21 protein-coding genes are annotated in these 16,239 nt (G+C 39.2%); 6 read left to right on the forward strand and 15 right to left on the reverse strand.

The window, feature by feature from the left end; all coding sequences use genetic code 11:
• Window positions 1-33: 33 nt before the first annotated feature.
• The 8 genes from R2S10_RS03800 to R2S10_RS03835 all read right to left on the reverse strand — a co-directional run bounded on the left by R2S10_RS03800 (window position 34) and on the right by R2S10_RS03835 (window position 7,689).
• Entirely contained in the window at window positions 34-627 is a 594-nt protein-coding gene (locus R2S10_RS03800) for an RbsD/FucU domain-containing protein (RefSeq protein ID WP_316839113.1), read from the reverse strand.
• Window positions 628-638: 11 nt separating this feature from the next.
• Window positions 639-3,350: a GH116 family glycosyl hydrolase gene (locus R2S10_RS03805; RefSeq protein ID WP_316839872.1), complete on the reverse strand. Its 2,712-nt coding sequence runs from the start codon at window positions 3,348-3,350 to the stop codon at window positions 639-641.
• Window positions 3,351-3,571: 221 nt separating this feature from the next.
• Window positions 3,572-3,967: a hypothetical protein gene (locus tag R2S10_RS03810; RefSeq protein WP_316839114.1), complete on the reverse strand. Its 396-nt coding sequence runs from the start codon at window positions 3,965-3,967 to the stop codon at window positions 3,572-3,574.
• On the reverse strand, window positions 3,951-4,706 hold the full coding sequence (locus tag R2S10_RS03815; protein ID WP_316839115.1) for a methyltransferase domain-containing protein: 756 nt from the start codon (window positions 4,704-4,706) through the stop codon (window positions 3,951-3,953). Before R2S10_RS03815 ends, R2S10_RS03810 begins: the two co-directional genes overlap by 17 nt.
• Window positions 4,694-5,434, reverse strand: coding sequence for a DUF2071 domain-containing protein (locus R2S10_RS03820; RefSeq protein ID WP_316839116.1), 741 nt, complete (start codon window positions 5,432-5,434; stop codon window positions 4,694-4,696). Before R2S10_RS03820 ends, R2S10_RS03815 begins: the two co-directional genes overlap by 13 nt.
• Before the next feature lie 8 nt (window positions 5,435-5,442).
• A complete protein-coding gene (locus R2S10_RS03825) occupies window positions 5,443-5,811 on the reverse strand; it encodes a DoxX-like family protein (RefSeq protein ID WP_316839117.1) in 369 nt (122 codons plus the stop codon).
• Window positions 5,812-5,912: 101 nt separating this feature from the next.
• Window positions 5,913-6,962: a saccharopine dehydrogenase NADP-binding domain-containing protein gene (locus R2S10_RS03830; protein WP_316839118.1), complete on the reverse strand. Its 1,050-nt coding sequence runs from the start codon at window positions 6,960-6,962 to the stop codon at window positions 5,913-5,915.
• Between the two features lie 181 nt (window positions 6,963-7,143).
• Window positions 7,144-7,689, reverse strand: coding sequence for a hypothetical protein (locus tag R2S10_RS03835; RefSeq protein WP_316839119.1), 546 nt, complete (start codon window positions 7,687-7,689; stop codon window positions 7,144-7,146).
• Between the two features lie 225 nt (window positions 7,690-7,914).
• On the opposite strand from R2S10_RS03835, the gene bla reads away from it, so the two are divergent.
• Window positions 7,915-8,820, forward strand: coding sequence for a class A beta-lactamase, subclass A2 (gene bla / locus R2S10_RS03840; protein WP_316839120.1), 906 nt, complete (start codon window positions 7,915-7,917; stop codon window positions 8,818-8,820).
• A gap of 79 nt (window positions 8,821-8,899) precedes the next feature.
• Here bla and R2S10_RS03845 read toward each other — a convergent pair whose 3' ends face one another.
• On the reverse strand, window positions 8,900-10,042 hold the full coding sequence (locus tag R2S10_RS03845) for an acyltransferase (RefSeq protein ID WP_316839121.1): 1,143 nt from the start codon (window positions 10,040-10,042) through the stop codon (window positions 8,900-8,902).
• A 182-nt stretch (window positions 10,043-10,224) separates the two neighbouring features.
• Between R2S10_RS03845 and R2S10_RS03850 the strand changes: the two genes are divergently transcribed.
• Both R2S10_RS03850 and R2S10_RS03855 read left to right on the forward strand, forming a co-directional pair.
• Entirely contained in the window at window positions 10,225-11,010 is a 786-nt protein-coding gene (locus tag R2S10_RS03850; protein WP_316839122.1) for an AAA family ATPase, read from the forward strand.
• A gap of 97 nt (window positions 11,011-11,107) precedes the next feature.
• On the forward strand, window positions 11,108-11,314 hold the full coding sequence (locus tag R2S10_RS03855) for a hypothetical protein (RefSeq protein ID WP_316839123.1): 207 nt from the start codon (window positions 11,108-11,110) through the stop codon (window positions 11,312-11,314).
• A 10-nt stretch (window positions 11,315-11,324) separates the two neighbouring features.
• On the opposite strand, the gene R2S10_RS03860 is transcribed toward R2S10_RS03855, so the two are convergent.
• The 5 genes from R2S10_RS03860 to R2S10_RS03880 all read right to left on the reverse strand — a co-directional run bounded on the left by R2S10_RS03860 (window position 11,325) and on the right by R2S10_RS03880 (window position 13,922).
• A complete protein-coding gene (locus tag R2S10_RS03860; RefSeq protein WP_316839124.1) occupies window positions 11,325-11,786 on the reverse strand; it encodes a hypothetical protein in 462 nt (153 codons plus the stop codon).
• A 32-nt stretch (window positions 11,787-11,818) separates the two neighbouring features.
• A complete protein-coding gene (locus tag R2S10_RS03865) occupies window positions 11,819-12,382 on the reverse strand; it encodes a peptidoglycan-binding protein (protein WP_316839125.1) in 564 nt (187 codons plus the stop codon).
• The gene (locus R2S10_RS03870; RefSeq protein ID WP_316839126.1) at window positions 12,301-12,705 is read right to left on the reverse strand and encodes a hypothetical protein; all 405 of its coding nucleotides are present in this window, start codon (window positions 12,703-12,705) and stop codon (window positions 12,301-12,303) included. Before R2S10_RS03870 ends, R2S10_RS03865 begins: the two co-directional genes overlap by 82 nt.
• A gap of 70 nt (window positions 12,706-12,775) precedes the next feature.
• Window positions 12,776-13,423, reverse strand: a complete 648-nt coding sequence (locus tag R2S10_RS03875) for a DUF6266 family protein (protein WP_316839127.1) — start codon at window positions 13,421-13,423, stop codon at window positions 12,776-12,778.
• A 172-nt stretch (window positions 13,424-13,595) separates the two neighbouring features.
• On the reverse strand, window positions 13,596-13,922 hold the full coding sequence (locus tag R2S10_RS03880; protein WP_316839128.1) for a helix-turn-helix domain-containing protein: 327 nt from the start codon (window positions 13,920-13,922) through the stop codon (window positions 13,596-13,598).
• 961 nt (window positions 13,923-14,883) lie between these two features.
• Between R2S10_RS03880 and R2S10_RS03885 the strand changes: the two genes are divergently transcribed.
• From R2S10_RS03885 to R2S10_RS03895, 3 genes are all read left to right on the forward strand, one after another.
• The gene (locus tag R2S10_RS03885) at window positions 14,884-15,171 is read left to right on the forward strand and encodes a hypothetical protein (RefSeq protein WP_316839129.1); all 288 of its coding nucleotides are present in this window, start codon (window positions 14,884-14,886) and stop codon (window positions 15,169-15,171) included.
• A gap of 33 nt (window positions 15,172-15,204) precedes the next feature.
• Window positions 15,205-15,492, forward strand: a complete 288-nt coding sequence (locus R2S10_RS03890; protein WP_316839130.1) for a hypothetical protein — start codon at window positions 15,205-15,207, stop codon at window positions 15,490-15,492.
• Between the two features lie 88 nt (window positions 15,493-15,580).
• Window positions 15,581-15,778: a hypothetical protein gene (locus R2S10_RS03895; protein WP_316839131.1), complete on the forward strand. Its 198-nt coding sequence runs from the start codon at window positions 15,581-15,583 to the stop codon at window positions 15,776-15,778.
• Between the two features lie 166 nt (window positions 15,779-15,944).
• Here the strand turns inward: R2S10_RS03895 and R2S10_RS03900 are convergent, their stop codons facing one another.
• A complete protein-coding gene (locus R2S10_RS03900) occupies window positions 15,945-16,145 on the reverse strand; it encodes a hypothetical protein (protein ID WP_316839132.1) in 201 nt (66 codons plus the stop codon).
• Window positions 16,146-16,239: the final 94 nt, after the last annotated feature.

A 16,239-nucleotide genomic window follows, 5' to 3' on the forward strand; every position in this document is an offset into this window, starting at 1 on the left:
ACAAAGCCCTGATTGTAAAAGATCAGGGCTTGTTTATTTTCTCATTGCTTCACGCAACTCCTTTTCCTTATCGCCATTCCAATAGCCACAATCCAATTGTAAAAAGACAGAAGTATAAGGTATGACTTCATTGGTCTTAATAACCAGCACTTTAAAAAGCTTAGACTCCGTATCCAGTTTCTTGAAAACCTCATCGTGCAATAAGCTTTCTACTTTTTGAGTACCTAAAACCTCTTTGGCTCCGGAAATAAAGTTCTTTACTCCTTTCGCCTGGTTTTCTGTGATAAAGTTCAATTCCTGATCCTGATAAACGATGGGTTTCACATGGGCAGAGGCATTCACTTGGGTCAATACCTCTTTTAACACGGGCAACAAATCTTCATTCGCATAGATATACTCCATTCCTAGCGAATTCTGTTCCGGAAAAGCCTGATCAACAATGAGGATCCAGTTCCGATGCCCCAGCATAGGAAGCTTAGTCTGAACTTGCTTTTTCCAGTCGGGCTTTGTAGCTATCGCCACATCATTGGCACTGCTCAGAGGCGCCTCACAACCAGAAAAGCTTAAAGAAAGGGCTAAAACTAACAGACCAATCAACTTTTTTAAAGTATTCATAGAATTTCTCATGTTCATGCGATTTAGGAAAAGGTGACATTTAAGCTTTCATTCATTTTCAGATTGATGCTCTTGTCGCTGCTAATGCTTAGGTCTGATCCATTTTGCTTGAATTGCACCGGAATCTTTTGACTACCCAACATCACGGAAACCGAATTCAGCTTACCTGAACCTATTTTACTGAAAACCAGTTCTGATAAAGCCAACTCTCCATACTTCAGATTGATAGTATGTAGTTGTTTTGTTCCTGTTTTCTTTTGAGTATAGCTTCCCCAGCCTTTAGCTGATGTAAATGGCGTTTTAAAATTCGCTGCATTCCATGCCGGTGAGAATTTCATGTATCCCTTAGGACCATGATACTCAAAGCCACTGGCATTAATGAAAGTACCATAACTGGCCATTGCGCGGGCATAATGGTCACTACATTCGATCTCATTGAAAGGGTTTCGCTTTGAGGCATGATACCTGTCGTGGATAGAACGGGTAAGGATCAAACTCTCTTCTACCATTCCTTCTCCCATCAAATGTGCTGCTACCTGATGCTCAAAACCGCTCATACATTCATGGAAATAACCCAGTTGCCAACCCACATTTTCGCCAAATGGTTTAGGCTCATTGTAAGGATTGGTATTCATCACCATCCCGCCTTCACCTGCAAGGGCATATGGCCTACCTCCAATATGGGTTTTAATGTATGGGCCAACATCAGTAGCAAAATTATATTTCCAAAGGGCTTTTAATGCGGCAACCGCTTTATCTTTACTCAATACCCTAGGTAAACCCACCTGGAATGCCCAGCTCTGCCCATATACCTGATCAATATGACAAGTATTGTAAGAACCCAGATTTTTACGTCCTGCTATTTTATCCGGTCGGTGGATAAAGTATTCGCCATTAAACAATTCCTTTTCCATGTTTTTGCGTCCATTGGCGACATAAGTTTCACAGGTTTTTGCAAATGCCGTATCGCCCATTTCTTCGGCCATGGCCTGCCCTGCTCTTGCTCCGGCAATGCATAGTCCTACAATCCAGGCGATTTCTCCTTCCCAGACTGCATCCAATGTGTTTTCCATTGGCGTATCCGTCATGCCATCACCATTCTTGTCCTGATCCAACATAAACTGAGTGGCCTTTTTAATCCCAGACCAGTTTGTTTTCAGGAAAGTATCATCGGCAGACATCTGATGCTCCCTGTAAAACCTCAATACTGTCCCCGCCTGACCGTCAATTGCGGGTCTGCTTTCATTTTCAGCACGGAATATAATCGCGCCGGTATCTTCCTTAAAACCAATACCCAAATCTACACGCTGTCTTAAATCCCGCTCCAATTCCGGGAAGATCCTCGCTACAGATTGTGCGTATTGCCAAACATGCGTACAAGTTCCTGCACAAGCGCCAACCCCTTCCCAGCCCCAGAATCTGCCATCCGCAAAGCGATAAGTGTTCGCTGTTGCCAGGGTGTCGATATTAATAAATGTCCGCTCAAGGAACCAATAAGGCAAAGTGGAGTCGTTCCAGGTATCCTTCCACAATTCTGTGGTTTTGGTTAGTTTATCAAAATTATCCTGTAAGTAAACGCTTACTGCAGCCGCATCCTTAAATCTGGTTGCGTAATGAAATCCCTGCTGTGCATTCTTTACAATCTTTTTCAGGTTCAGGTTTGCGTTATTAAAATGCCAGCTGACAGAATAATTTGCCTTCATTGATTTCCCAGGGCCTAGCGATGACGTGATTCCGAGTCCCCCTACTAGTTTTTCCGGAGCATCTACCACTGCCGAACTACTGCCAGCCGCGTTGAAATGTTTATCAACAACCGGCCAGGGACTAATTGCCGGATCAGCCTTCCCTTTAGACTGATGTAATGTAAAGCACATCGTACCGCCATCTTGTGCATTTTTCAAATCCTCATTATTGGATTCAAATGAAGAAAAGATTCTGCTAGAATTCCCTGTACTGCTGACTACATTCTTCCTCTTTCCGGTTTTAGCTTTCCCAGTCAGCTTGTTAGCTCCGTTTTCCATCCAGCCCAATACAGAAACCTCTGCAGCAACAGCGCCTGGATTCTTTATTTCCAGCCTTAAAACAGTGGCCGGCAATGCCGAATTGAGTGCATCCAGCGGGATAAATGGCGAGTACACTTTTAGCTGTACTTCAACCGGAAAATCTTTACTGATGTATTGTATCGTTGCCATCGGATAAGCAGGTTTAAAAATCACCTCATCCCAATGTTCTTCACTTAGTTCTTTAATAAAAGTCTTGCCCTTAACCACTGCCTTTACCGCAAAACCCTGCTCCAAAACCCTTTTATTATTGGCAATAGCGGGCTCCACATAGGCAGCACCATCTCTCACCCTAATTTTTCTAGATTCTGTACCATCGTTCCAGTTCACCGTTTTGGGATCTATCCCTTCCTGAGCACCTTCAAATGTTTCATTGTAAATCTGCCAAAGCCATAGTCGGCCGTCTCCAGCCACATACACCGTTCCGGCATGCAGGCCACCAACTGGCATCCCAATAAATTTAAGCTCATTTTTACTTTTATAATAAGCAGTTTCCTTGCCTCGATCGTAAAGGGAACTTACCCATTGGGGATCTAAGTTCTTATCGACAGGGATATTATGAGCTGGATAATCCAATGCAAAAACACTCTTGCCCCACACGGGAAACTGGATGGCAACAAGACTCCCTGTTAGCAGTCCTGCGTTCTTTATAAAATCTCTTCTGTTTGAAATCATCTTCAAAATTCTTTGGTTAATATCAAGCTGTAATTTGAGGCAACAAATCCCTGGTTGCAAAGCTTATTGCAATTGGAATACGGTTTCTGCGGAGTTATCCTGAGGTCAATTATTTAATTGCACTTATTAAATATATAGACTTAAGGAGACAGAAAAAGGCAAATGCCAAATACGCTTAATATTATGACGGAATTGTAAAATGTCTGAGGATACTTCCTGATTTACATCCAATAAGAGGCTAGAAACACCACACTTAGGTAAGTCCAGAATAAGGAAAATACGACATGAATCACTGTTTCAAATGCTTTGCCTTTCCATAGTTGCGGAGAATATCCAAAAAACTGGATGAACAATCGAATCAACCAAAAGATACCGATGCCAAAGGCGACTTTCTTGCCAAAACTATTAGAAACCAACTCATTTGAGGACGTAAGACACAACAAGCCGATTAGAAACACCACCAATGCAATGAAAAAAGTATGAATATACATGATTTGACGATTTGCCAAACTTAGCGTACTCAATTCTTCTGTCCAGTTAAAGTACTTTGGAAAAATCAAGTGTACAAAGGACAAAGCAATTAAAAGTATCCCAATAATTTTATAATGTATCTCCATTCTTTTCTAATATAAATGTTGAAATAAAGGGTGTTAGTTTCAACTCCTGTTGAATCAGCAGCTTTGCCTCATCGAAGGTTTTAAACCAGGTTGCTTTCGAATGAAAATGAAAGAAACCGATGTTATAAGCCAGGAAGTTTGGTAGATCTCTCAAATGTTCGACGATAAAGATCTGTCCATTACTGCTCAGCACTCGATTCAATTCTTTAAAAAAAACAATCCTTTCCTTTTCCTCTCTGATCTCATGTGCCGACAGGATTAAGAAGATTTTATCAATACTATGGTCTTCCAGCTCTATTTTTTTGGTGCTTACCTGCTGCGTTCCTGGAAAAGCAGGATATGCCTTTCTCGCTCTTTTAATCGAAACCTCCGTATGTTTTAGTGGATCGTAAAAGTCAAGGACAAGGATTTCTCCTTTTGGAAACTTCCTACCGAGGATCGCAGTGGTTTCATCAAAACCAGCATTTATAGTTACAATACGGTCCTCAGTTGAGCTGGGATTTAACCAGTTAAACGAGTATAAACCCGATAAATCATATACATACCAGGATACAGAAAGCGAAATGACAATAATTGCAAGCATGCCAAAAGCAGCAATATAAAGAAGTCCTTGAAAAGCAGGCTGGATAAGCGCCAGCAGCATTAACAGGAAAATCAAGCCCATAGAAAGCAAGTAAAAATGCCAGTTGAAGCGGATAATATTCCAAATTCCCTGAAAGGGTTTCCTTACTTGCTCCATTGTTCTATTTTACCTTTTTTCCAGTAATAAGGGATATTCTTAATGATAAAAGCATTGGCCAGTACGCTTTCTTTCAGGTTTAAGGATTGAATAAAGGAAACATTGCATTCCAACACCTTGATCGGTTGTGGTGTCCAATTTTCCCGCACACCTTCGATCACCAACACCTCTTTCTTCTCTTCATTATAGGTGAAAGTGAAAGGCAATGGACCGGCAAACCTTCTGGCTGCTTTCCAATCCACAAATGGAGAATGTTCTGGTAAAGCAAGCTCCCCTTCCTGTTCTTCCAATTTGATCTTGAAATCTGATTTCATGGATTTAATTTCCGTGTAAGCAGCTGTTTTCTGAATAGAAATATCTGTTGTGGTATAGTTGTAATGGGTAAATAGATTCCCCATCATTTCCATCTTTACTTTATCTGTTTCCGACTTCAGGATATACAAACCTCTTAGTCTTTTTCCTGCGGCATTGGTGTATCTTACAAACAAACGATAGCCAATTAAAAAGAAATCATTACCAAGAAAAGCAGGGAACCCTTTTGGTCTCAATCCAGTTGTCTGCACCATTGCAACAGCTAAAAAAGCCCATTTATCATCCAGCGTATCTAATTCCAGGCAGTCGGGAAGGAATGCCTCAAGCTCCTCTTTAGGTACTGCAAAAGTCAATACGATAGAACTTTCAAAGAAAGCCTGAACAGCGAAAGGGTGATTTTTAAGAAGGGAGAACATGCTAGGCCTTAAGAGGATTTACTTTTTAAATTAAATTCCTTAAAGTAAATCAAAAGAATAAACAAAAACGCATATAATGAATTAAATCTGCCCCAGAACAACAGATCAGGCACCAATATAAACTCCATAATGTTCATGGTTGCGATGATGGCGATTTGCAGGATTGCATTTAAACGCGATTTATATCCGGATAAAATCCAAAGCGCCATTGCGATTTCGGAAAGTCCTATGGAAATTGTTAATGGCTTTGAATACGTGTTTCCAAGAATTCTGCCTACAATTTCTTCATGCCTTGGCACAAAGTTCAGCACTTTACAGAATAGGCCATTGATAAGCCATACCGCGGCAATGAAATAGGTAATTAATTTGTCCAGCATTTTCCCAAGGAGCTTAATTCTCCAGAAAGGTATAACAAAAAACCTTTGTCTTAAAAAACAAAGGTTAATTCGCAAAGCATATAAATTGGTAGCTAATCTTGTTAAAATTCAACTTTAATCGCATCAGACGACCTGATCAGTCCTAGGAATTCCAATGGCTCGTGTAACTGGTGACTAAAGAGAACCCCTTTCTTTTGATCTGTTTCCAGCTGTTGATCCTTATTCAGCATCGCTTCAATATGCAATACGGTGCTAAAAGCAGTCAGGTGTGCCTGTCCTAAGGTATCCTGCACAGCGATTTTCCGTACTGCTGTCCCATTGTCTACGATTACATCAAAAAGTGTCTGATCTCCTTTTCCATTGGCACTAAAAATCAATCTCCTCATGGATAAAGAAAGAACATCAAACAACTTTACACTTTGAAAGGCGCCCAATAACCAGGTGATGAACTTAGAGTTATAGGTCATTTTCACTTTTACACTGGGCAGGCCCTCCCCTTTATGGAGGATAAACAGATCTGGGGTATCGAAATTATACGCCTGTCTTTTTCCTATGCCAAATGAATAATCGTGCTTTTCTGAATTCAGGAAATGCTTAAGCCATACCAGTTTATTTTCCAGGTAGCCTTTAAAAGGTGTAGCTACGTGTTCTGCCATGAAATGCGCGGAGCTTACTCCCGCCAGGTCATTTACAGAATAGTAAACGAATAAACCTACGCTCCTGATCTTTTCTTTTTGAGGCTCTGCGAGGAAGACCAGGCTACTAACCAGTCCACCCATCCATCCCGAACTGAATACAATCTGGCTGTTGATGGTTTTGTTTTCGGCAAATAACAATGCCTTTTCAAGGTCTGGAGTTGGCTTGGTGATGTCGATATAATCCAATCCATTATCTATACAATACTTTAAAATATGGTTTGACTTATCGTTGGCACACAATACCACCAAAGCAATGTGTTTGGCTGCAATTGCACTAAAGGTCTCGGGTTGCTCTACGTCGATCTGAATGGCATTGGGCATAGCCGAACTCAGATTACGACTCCCTACGAAGATCTCCAGACCTGGATTTCTTCCCTTTAACAGTTCAACGATCTTATTGCCTACCAGTCCTTTTCCGCCTACTACGAGGATATTATTTTTCAATCTCTGCATCTTAAATGATAAATTTAGATTGCAAAGTTGTTTCAAAAGACCAGGTTTACAGCGGACAAATGTCCATAAAAACAATCTCGCGCATAAAAAAAGCTGCAAATGAAAATGCCTGGAAAAGCACCTTTATTTGCAGCCTCTGATGGAATTGCTTTGCTGAGCAAATCAGCACATCATATTTTTGTTAGTCCCACTTTACATTCAAATCATGCTTTTGCGCATAAGCTTTACCTTTATCGAGCAATAAAGAAAACTTCTCTTCAAAAGCAGGAACATATTTCTTTTCTACGTCCTGAATGATTTGTTGTTTTTGTTCCTCAGAACCTTTGGCATCACAAAGTTTTGCGTAGGCCATATATTCGTTTTTATAAACCGGGATTATATATTCATATATACTTAAAGAAAGGTCTTTGATTTCTTTAGTATCATCGTTCTCCGGCAGATCTTTGACATCTTTCAATACCTTTTCCAGTATCAGTACTTTATTATTCACAAAAGTAACCGCCTCATCCCCTTTTTTCTTGGTCTCAGGTCTATCGGCAAATTCTTTTGTGGTCAGCTGGATATATTTCGCCAATCTATCAGTTCCAAAATCGGTAATGTTATTTGTATTTAACACGGCAACACCAAAAAACTTATCTGGCGAAGTATTCAAGTTACAGGAAAAGAAAACAGTGGCAGCTGCGATAACAGCTAGTTTAGGAATGGATTTAAGAGAGAAATTATTCATTAAATTTATTTCATTGTTAGATTAGATATCAATATTGCAAATACCAGGCCATTATACCTAAAAAACCTCCATTAAAACCTATCCAGCTCATTATCTGATTATTTAATAACAACATCAAATCCTATCAGGTGATACCATTCTGAAATTCTAGCCATCGGATACACCTATCTTTAACTGATTTGACAACATTATCTGTAATTTTGGCGTTAGCAATAAAAAAACAAAATGAAGAAAAACATCTACCTCTCCTGCCTTCTACTGCTTTCCCTTTCCTTCCATAGCATGGCCCAGTCTCAGAAAAATAAGTTAAGAGATCAGATCCAACAAGTTCTTGCGCATAAAAAAGCGGATGTAGGCGTTTCTATCTATAGTATAGAAAGTAAAGAAGCCATTAGTGTGAATGGCGACAAGCACTATCCGATGCAAAGTGTTTTCAAGTTCCACATTGCCATGGCCGTTTTAAATCAGGTAGATAAAGGTAAATTCAGCCTTTCGCAGAAAATTCATATTAAGAAAAGCGATTTATTACCCAATACCTGGAGTCCTATCCGCGATGCGCATCCTAATGGAGAAGTAGAGCTGGCACTTTCAGAAATCATCAAATATACTGTTGCACTAAGTGATAATAACGGCTGCGACATCCTAATGAGACTACTTGGTGGCCCAAAACCTATCAATGATTACATCCATAGTTTGGGGGTAAAAGACGTTTCCATTAAAGCGAATGAGGAAGAAATGCATAAAGAATGGAATGTGCAGTTTTCTAACTGGAGTACACCAAAAGCCATCACGGATCTTTTAGTAAAGTTTTACACTAAAAACGTATTGTCAAAAGACAGTTTCAATTTCTTATGGAACACCATGGTAGAAACTACTACAGGCGTAAATAGAATCAAAGGACAATTGCCAAAAGGAACCATTGTTGGACATAAAACAGGGACTTCCGACACGAATAAAGCGGGTGTTACTGCTGCGATAAATGATGCAGGAATTGTTCGTTTGCCTAATGGTAAGCATTATGCGATTGCCGTATTTGTTTGTGATACCAAGGAAAATGAAGCTACAAACGACAAGATCATTTCGGATATCTCCAAACTGGCCTGGGACTATTTCAGTCAGAAAGGAAAATAACAATACACTGCAAAAAAATAGGGTTAAACGAACAGTTTGAATGTTTGTTTAACCCTATTTCATTTCAAATGAAATGCTTTTAACTGATAAAGCGACGCGTTGGCTTAAATGCCTTCATCAACAACACCAATAAAGCACTTATTCCGAAGGTAAAGCAGGCAATACCCAGAATTTTAACCAGCACAGGTAGTGGCGAAGCAATGGCTTCAATCACATCATAACCAACCTCTACAAACACAAAGTGACAAAGGTAAATTCCAAACGTTAAGGAAGCCAGTTTCGACAATGCCGGAGTAGAAGCGATATTCATTTTCTGAACGATCACAAACACAGGGAAGGTCATCATAAACACATTGATGCCAGCAAAATACCATACAATTTCCAGGTTGGCATAATTACCAGGGAAGTGTTTTTGAGTCTCAATAAAGCCAAAGGAAGTCACCAGATAGCCTACCAGGAACATAGGGATAGTGATGCTCAGCATTTTATTCCAAGTCCAATCCAATGGGTATTTCACTAAATAATAAGCCATCACCAAATAACCGGTAAATCCGGAAATGTAGTAGAAAGTACCATAGTCATTCCAATCACAGACGCCAAAAAGGCCCATATTACCATAGTTTCCTTTATAACCCAAAACCGGGGCTAACATTTTGATGTAAGGCAATACCAATGCAATTCCCCATACACATAGAAAAATCTCGATATCCTTTTTTGTCGCCTGCTTTAACCAGCCACTAAACACCGGCATGATCAGGTAAAGTCCAACCAGCATATACATATACCATAATGGAATGGTTGCAAAGCTGAAATTGAAGATAAACAGGTATAAATTACCAAGCGTAGCATCATAAGTATGATTGGCCAGGTTTAATGCCGGGTTTTGAGTACCAGGATTGATATAATTCAGATAAACGAAGAATAATATCGGTAAGGCGAGCGACCAGAAAACCAGTGGAATCAAGATCCTGACAATTCTTTTCTTATAAAAATCAGCCATACTCATATTGATGGGCAGCAATAAAACACCCGACATCATTACAAATAAGGGAACGCAAGAGCGAACAAAGCTTCCGGTAAACACCCCGGTAAGAAAGGCTCCTTTATTAGCTTCGAATTGTGCCACAAAAGGATCACAACTGTGTGACATGACCACTAAAAAACAAGCAATAATGCGCAATAGATTCACCCATCCCATCTCACCCTGCACTTTTTTTTCCATATGATTTATTTATTAAATTTCTAAAAATAGGTCCATCACAAAAAAGACGCTATTTCCCCTTTACGAAATCGTATAAAATGGTAAATGTGGTGTCGGCTCGTTTGAATGTTACCGCAAAGTAGGAAAAAGATCTGCAAGAATGAACAATAACGAAATTATTTAACCAAATAATTCAAGAAAGGATGAATAGCGTACCTTTAGCAAGAATTAAGAACGTATTGAATACAAAACGTATGGATTTCAAGCCTTATTTGCAAGAGATTGGATTCAAAGATGGGAGTATTCCTTCCTTTGATCATTATCCATTTAACATTCCCGCAATAAAAAACATGCCTGTAATTAAATTCCATGCAGATGTTACTTTTATCGTAGGGGAAAATGGTTCAGGGAAATCTACGTTTATTGAATCTTTGGCGCAATACCTTGGCATCTCCAGAGCAGGCGGCTCCAGACATAGTTATATAGAAGAACGCGACGACGCTTCCCTTTCCTCACATTTCAGAAGTTCAAAAAGCTATCGTAAACCCAGCGATTACTTTTTCCTAAGAGCAGAAAGCCTCTATAACTTTGCAACCTACCTGGATGAAATCGGAGAAACCGCTAAAAATTACGGCATTGATTCCCTGCATGAATGTTCACATGGAGAATCTTTTTTGGCGGTCATGGCCAATCGCTTGGGAGGAAATGGCTTGTATCTCTTTGATGAGCCTGAGGCAGCACTTTCACCAACCCGGCAATTGACGGCTTTGAGTCTTATTGACAACCTGGTGAAGAAGAATTCCCAATTTATTATCGCTACCCACTCTCCAATCCTATTGGCCTACCCAAATGCTAAAATCTATCAGTTTGATGAAAATGGAATAAGAGCCGTTAAATATGAAGATACAGACCCTTATATCATTACAAAATCCTTCCTAAACAACCACGAATCAATGATCCACAACCTATTGAAAAGCGAAGAAGGATAGCATTAGGATCTCCAACAGATTCGTTTACAGCATTTAACAGCCAGCTAAATAACGCTGAGATTTCTTTATTAGAAAAATAACTTACTATATTTGATATATGAATCCACAAATAAAAAACAACCTTGATATGCTAAAGGAAGTGGCAAGCAAAGGGACACTTCCTTTAGCAAAATCTCGTAAATTCAAGGCTAAATCAACTACTATAAAGAATGATGGATTGCTTAATCTACTGAGAAACAAAAAAGAGGCAAGAGTATTCATGGAACGATTAAACGCAATTATAAATAACAGCAGAAAAAGCTGATTACTTTACACTAGAATTTAAAAAAATGGCGGCGCAACCAATAAAAAGCAAGCGCTGTTAAAACAAATAACGCAAGGATATACTTCCAGGAAGGACTATTCTGGATCAACTTTTCCCTTTTTTGTGTGTTTAATCTTTCTGTGGCCTTCTCTTCTACCGATCGCAGTTCTTTAGTAAGGGTTTTACCCTCCAGCTTTAAGGCTCCACTAATCAACTTATCCTGTTTTCCGCTTATTAAAACCTTAGTTGCTTCACCGGAAAAGCCAGACTCATTATCAAAAGAAAAACTACCCTTTGGCCAGATCTCGACCGCATAACTATGACCAGAAGAATCCCGGAATTGCGCCATCAGGCGCTTTCCTTCAACACTTTCTTTTGTCGCATCCAGTTTTAAGGTAGTTTTCTTATTGGTTACAATCTGCTCCTCCGCAAAAGCCTTTTTTGTATTCCTGACTAAACTACAGCCTGTCAAGAGAAAGACTATAAGGAACAACACACAGCTCCTCATAACAATTGCCTTTTCTCCGTAATCCAATCTGAAATCTGATGGATGGATTTCAGGTGCCGGCGCTTTCGGTATACTCCATCTCCTTCCCTGCTCCCCTTCAAATTGGTATTCCCTTCAATCGCAACAATCCAGCTACCTCTTGCTTTTTCGATCATCCCTACATGCGCAATCCGTTTTTTATCCGGGAAATAAATTCCGATCAAATTACCGGGCAACATGGCTTTGGTCAATTTGGATTTAGGAAACAAATCAGGCGACCATCCTGATTTGGGTTTAGTACGCCCCATTTTATGAAACAACCAGCTGATAAAAGCAGCGCACCAGGGTTCGCCTTTTTTCAAACCTACAACTGCCAGGAACAATTCTACCTGCTGTCCATCGTTCTTCCCGGTACGCTCCCTTACACCTAATTGCTTTCTGGCTTCCTCACAAAGCTTCATTCGAAACTCTGCCTGCGAACGACCAGAGCTATTTTCATTTAACACAGGGCGAAAAGCGTAGCCAGGGAAGCTAATATAAGTAAGGCAAACGAAGCCCATAATAAACAAATTTGTTGCCATATTGATAAGGTATAAAACTGTGAAACCATAATAGGTAAAGAAGGAAGACCCTGTAAAAGCCAAAAGCGTTGTAGCATCCACCAGCACAATCCAGAGAGCAGCATAAAGCAAATCAGACTCAGCAAAACCAATAACCAAATGCTCTGATCTATACTTCCTGCAGTATCATCTACAAGACGAATCATTGAGGGAGCAAATATCCAGAGTAAGATTAGGCTGAATAAAACCAACAGCGGCTGTGTCCATTTTAAAGGCTCCTTTAACAACACAGGATGCCCAACCAATTCCTTAGAATCGGTGATTTTTGATATTTTCATTTTCATGACCGTAAAATTTTAAGGATTTAGATTAGAAACCCGGCAGGTCTTTCTTCAGTCTGCCGGGTACTATAAATTAGGCGAGGATAGTCAACTCACCCAGGTAATCAGTATCAGATACCCTGGTCTTATCAGCACTGGCAAAAAACAACCAGCAATGCATTTTCTCCCCAATAAACGAATAAGGAATATATACATCTATCGAAAGCGCAGAGCGAAGAACACCTTCGGCCACTGGAATACTCTTATTTTGTGCCGGACTATATAACACGGCATATAATAGATCTGTTCCAAATGTCGAAGTTGAGTTTGGCTCTAATTCCCAGCTTAACTTAACGGTTTGTTCAATTGCAGCCAAAGCCTTTGGTTTATGCGTTCTTCCCATCCTTTTTTCCAAACTAAGTTTTACCTCAGGATAAGTTAGTTCGTAATCAGGTGCGATACCCGTTACCACATTCTTTATATGGTATTTCATTGCCCGATTCATGGTAGTCGGCCCGGTATCACGATAACCGTACCCAATCCTAATCATATCCAGGAGTGGTCTTAAAAACTCTCCAGTAAAACTAAAGACTCCTTGTACCTGTGCTTGTTTCGCACTTGAAGGTTTACCGGACTTGCGTCCTAAATTTCTGACCACATTCTGGCCTCTATGTCTTGCAGCGACAACACTTCCTACTTTTCCTGAAAATGTTCCAAAAACTCCAGCATGATATAATCCCATGATGTTAAAATTTAAAGTTAAAAAATCTGTTAATTCATTTGTTCAGCTTACCGGTAATTTCGAACTCGTTGAACGAATGTATAGACAGATTTCATAACTATCTAATTTTCAGAAGCGTACTTCCGGAGACTTCCGAACACTTCCGCAATCTTCCGAATAAATTCCTTAAACCTTATGATTTTGAGCCTTCCTTCAACAGCCTTTCTACATCCTTTTGGTTAAAGTAAACGGTACTGCCAATCACGGTATAGGGAATCCTTCCCTGCACTCTCCATGTATAAATTGTTCTTGCCGTTTTCTTAAAAATACCCATCAGGTCTTCTGTTAATAGCCACTTGTCGGGAGGCTCAGGCTGTGGCAGTGTTATTCTTTCTATTTCTTCTGCGATTGATTTTGGTGCCAGATTGATCTCTTTTATCGCTTCCAAAAGCATCGCAGCATTTTTTGCTTGCTCAAATTTAATTTCTTCCAAACTTTCATTAATCTGCCTATACTCCATGTTGATAAGGATTATAGGTGTAACTGGTGACTAAGATTAGCATTGGGAACTGAATAAGCGCTACCTGACCGCCGGGAGCTTCCTGGTTTTTAAAGACGTACATGTTTAATTAATTTAAGGTTAGAATTGCGTGATTTTTCTACAGCTTCAAAAAGGCATGAAATCAAACACCAGGAGCATAGCGCGTTAAACAGGGAACAATCAAAGAGTAATACAAGGCATCAGAAGACAAAGGGAATTAATTTAAAGTATCAGATACAAAAAGACATCATACACAGTAAATTAATTCTCCCCCAGGCAAACAAAAACTAATCACGATTAATAATTGAATTATATTTTGCAATAATTTTAAATGAATATAAAAAACTCATTTTTAATATCCAAATTATTCAGTAATATATTTAATAATAATTTTCCTAATCATAAATTTTAAAATCATTACAGGAATTTATAGCTAGATTGTTTATCAGAAACACCTAGCTAATACCAGAGCTTTTGAAGGGTTAAATAAATGTAAAAGGGCCTCAAAAGCTCCATATCTCCATAAAACCAGTATTACAATTACCGGAACAATTCAAAAAATTAATCCTATCGACAGGCTTACCTCGATAAATTGATTTCAATTTATCATCACAATGTCATGTGTAGATTTATTATTAACTATAAATTACCATTTAGTTGGTATTGTATTTCTGTATATGTAAATTTGAATTACCAAAAATTAAACAATTGCTTTTAGCGAATAGTTCAGTAATTATTGAAGCATTCGCACTTTGAGTCTCGGCACAGAAACCTAAGAATTTTCAAGGCCACGAGGAATAAGTGTTTTTGCCCACGTCATAGGCGTGAGCCTGCTTTTCCGGGTGTCGGCATCTTAGGGCCTCTGTGACGGAAAGTAGGTTTCACGCCTTTATTTAGTGTAACCATTTTCATGACTCATTTAAATGTTAAACAATTTAAAATGAGAACTAATATGAAAATTGAAATCACCCCACCTAAGGAATTTGACAACTACAGGTTCCTTTCCACAGAAGCATTAAGGCTTGCCTTAGCTGCTTTAAGACGCAAACATGTCATCATTAATTACAACCAGATCATTCACCCGGTAGAAATGCCGATTGATGACAGAGCGGACGCTTACGTCCTATCCAAACCAACCTTTCCTTCAGAATTCAACAACGTACCTGTGTTTCCTAAAAACCAGCACACCCGCGCTCTGGTAACGCCTGGACAAACATTCGCATATTAAACAAATCAATCATATCAATTAATCTAAATCATCATGAAACAAACCCTAAAACAATTGGACTTCCAACCAAACAACCTTACGCAAGAAGAAATGTTGAACCCAGAAATTGTACTGGCTAATTTCTTCGACAACTTCCCTATCCATGAATGCAGAAGTAAAACCTGGGAACTTTACAAAGGATGGACTTCCTATGCAGTAGAAAATGCAGATGCAACGCAAGCCGTAGATATGCTATTATTTTACGATCAGCTAATTGAATTTATGAACGCTTCATTCGTATACATTGCACAAGAGAAAATTGAAGAAAACTTGCCAAACTAGTCCAGTAAAAGAAGGTGGTTTTTACAAGACTAGCTCATTTTGAAGCAGCCTTTTAGAAACCACCTTCATCATTGATAACATTTGTTATATGACCCCACAAATAAAAAACAACCTTGATACGCTCAAGGAACTGGCAACTAAAGGAACACTCCTTAAAGCAGAGACTCGCAAATTCAAGTCTAAATCCACTACTTTAAAGAATGATGGATTACTTAATCTACTGAGAAACAAAAAAGAAGCAACCGTATTTATGACACGATTAAACACACTCATTAAAAACAGCTGAAACAACAACCTCTAACCTAGCGGACTGTAAAACTAACCAGGATATACATTTTTGTATATATACAAAAATGTATATGTATTTACCACTGACTAACTTAAACGCTAAATGAAGAACAAAATAGCACTAATTGGGTTATTAATTGCATACGAATTTGTAGAATATCTCCTTACTTCTTCTGCCTTTGGATCAATAATGTATCAAAGTACAATCTCCCATTCCCTAAATGATCCGCCAAAGTATATTCGTAATTATAGCTGGCTGCACTATTGCGAACCACCCTTCCTACCGGGCTTTGTAAGTATTTCAATATCCCATCCTCATACTGAATACCACGAATATATTCATTTGAAATTACATCCGAACTCACCAAATATACAGGCCTCAGGAGACGTTGGTATCTGCGGTCTTATCTTCTAAGGATCAGGTGCCTCAGTTTGCGAATAAGCACCATTGGTAAAGCA

It is taken from the genome of Pedobacter gandavensis (genome assembly GCF_032678745.1).
Taxonomy (GTDB): Bacteria; Bacteroidota; Bacteroidia; order Sphingobacteriales; family Sphingobacteriaceae; genus Pedobacter; species Pedobacter gandavensis_C.